Consider the following 1644-nt stretch of genomic DNA (forward strand, 5'->3'; position numbering starts at 1 on the left):
CATCTTCAGCGCGCTGGCCATCGTGCTGGCCAACCTGGGCCTGTTCGGACTGACCGCGCTCTCGGCCGCCCGCCGGACCAAGGAGATCGGCATCCGCCGGGTGGTGGGCGCCCGCGCCCGCGACATCGCCTGGCTGATGGCCTGGCAGTTCGCGCGGCCGGTGCTGCTGGCCAACCTGATCGCCTGGCCGGTCGCGTGGTGGGGCCTGCATCGCTGGCTGGCCCAGTTCGCCGTGCGGGTGGACCAGGGGCCGGGTACCTTCCTGGCCGCTGGTGCCGCGGCGCTGGCCGTCGCCCTGGCCACCGTGGCCGTCCACGTGGTCCGCGTGACCCAGGCGCCGCCCGCCGGCGCCCTGCGTTATGAGTGAGGGAGAACGCCCGTGCCCACCGTCGCCTTTGCCGCCCTATTCCGCCGCCACCTGCTGTTCACCCTGCTGAACCTGGCGGGCCTGGCGGTGGGCATCGCCGCCTTCCTGCTGGTCAGCCTCTATGTGGCCGAGGAGGGGGTGGTGGACCACGGCTTCACCCACGCCGAACGCCTGTATCGTGTGGGCGGCGCGCTGAATGTTGGTGGCCAATCCATCAAGTTGAGCTTCGCCCCCACCGAGCTGCCCATTCCCCTCAAGCAGGAGGTGCCGGAGGTGGAGGCCGCCGCGCGCATGGAAATGGACCGGGTGATGATGGGCACGGCCCCCCGGTTCTTTGAACAGCAGATCCTGTGGGCCGACCCCAACTTCCTGCAAGTGCTGGATTATCCGCTGGAGCAAGGGGACGCCGCCACGGTGCTGGCCCGGCCTGACGGCGTGGTCATCACCCGCGATCTGGCCCGCACCCTGTTCGGTGATGCTGATCCCATCGGCCGCACGGTGGAGGTCAAGCGCGGCGGCATCATCCTGACGGTCACCGGCATCCTGGCGCCGGTGCCGCAAAGCCATCTTCGCTTCGCCGCCATCGCCGCCGATGCGGCGCGGGGTGACAAATCGTGGGCGCATATGACCGGTTCGTGGAGCGACATCCGCGGGGCCGCGACTTATATCCGGTTGGCGCAGGGCGCCTCCGCCCAGGCCGTCGCCGCCGGCCTGCCGGCCTTCGTCAATCGCCACAATCCGCCGGCACCCGACCAGGCCGGCGCGGGGGCGGAAAACATCCTCAGCCTGCGGCTGGACCCGGTGCCGGACATCTACCTGCACATCCGCTCCCTGGGCGACGTCAGCATGGGCGACGTCGGCACCCTGCAGATACTGGCGGGTGTCGCGCTGCTGATCCTGGGCATCGCCATCGCCAACTACACCAACATGGCCACGGCGCAGGCCATCAACCGCGCGCGGGAGGTGGGCATCCGCAAACTGGTGGGCGCGCGGCGCCGGCAACTGGTGGCCCTGTTCACCGGTGAGGCGGTGGTGCTGGCCGCCCTGGGCACCTTGGCTGCGCTGGCCCTGATGGAGGTGGCCATGCCGGCCTTCCAGGCGCTGGTGGGCCGGGGCGTGGGCCTGGCGCCGCTGACGCGTGGTTGGCTGTTGCCGCTGCTGCTGGTCACACCCCTGCTGGTGGGTGTGCTGGGCGGCTTCTACCCCGCCCTGGTCCTGTCGGGTTATCGCCCGGGAGAGGTCCTGAAGGGCCGCGCCCAGGCGCCCGCCCTGGGGCG

Annotated in this window: 2 protein-coding genes; both read left to right on the forward strand. The window is 71.0% G+C overall.

Annotation, left to right across the window (positions count from 1 at the left end; genetic code table 11):
* On the forward strand, window positions 1-367 hold a 367-nt coding region (locus I55_RS04990; RefSeq protein ID WP_044559408.1), incomplete at its 5' end, for an FtsX-like permease family protein.
* Between the two features lie 12 nt (window positions 368-379).
* The coding region (locus tag I55_RS04995; RefSeq protein ID WP_044559409.1) for an ABC transporter permease at window positions 380-1644 on the forward strand (1265 nt) is incomplete at its 3' end.

Origin of the sequence: Azospirillum sp. B4 (assembly GCF_000333275.1) — a bacterium.
Classification (GTDB): domain Bacteria; phylum Pseudomonadota; class Alphaproteobacteria; order Azospirillales; family Azospirillaceae; genus Nitrospirillum.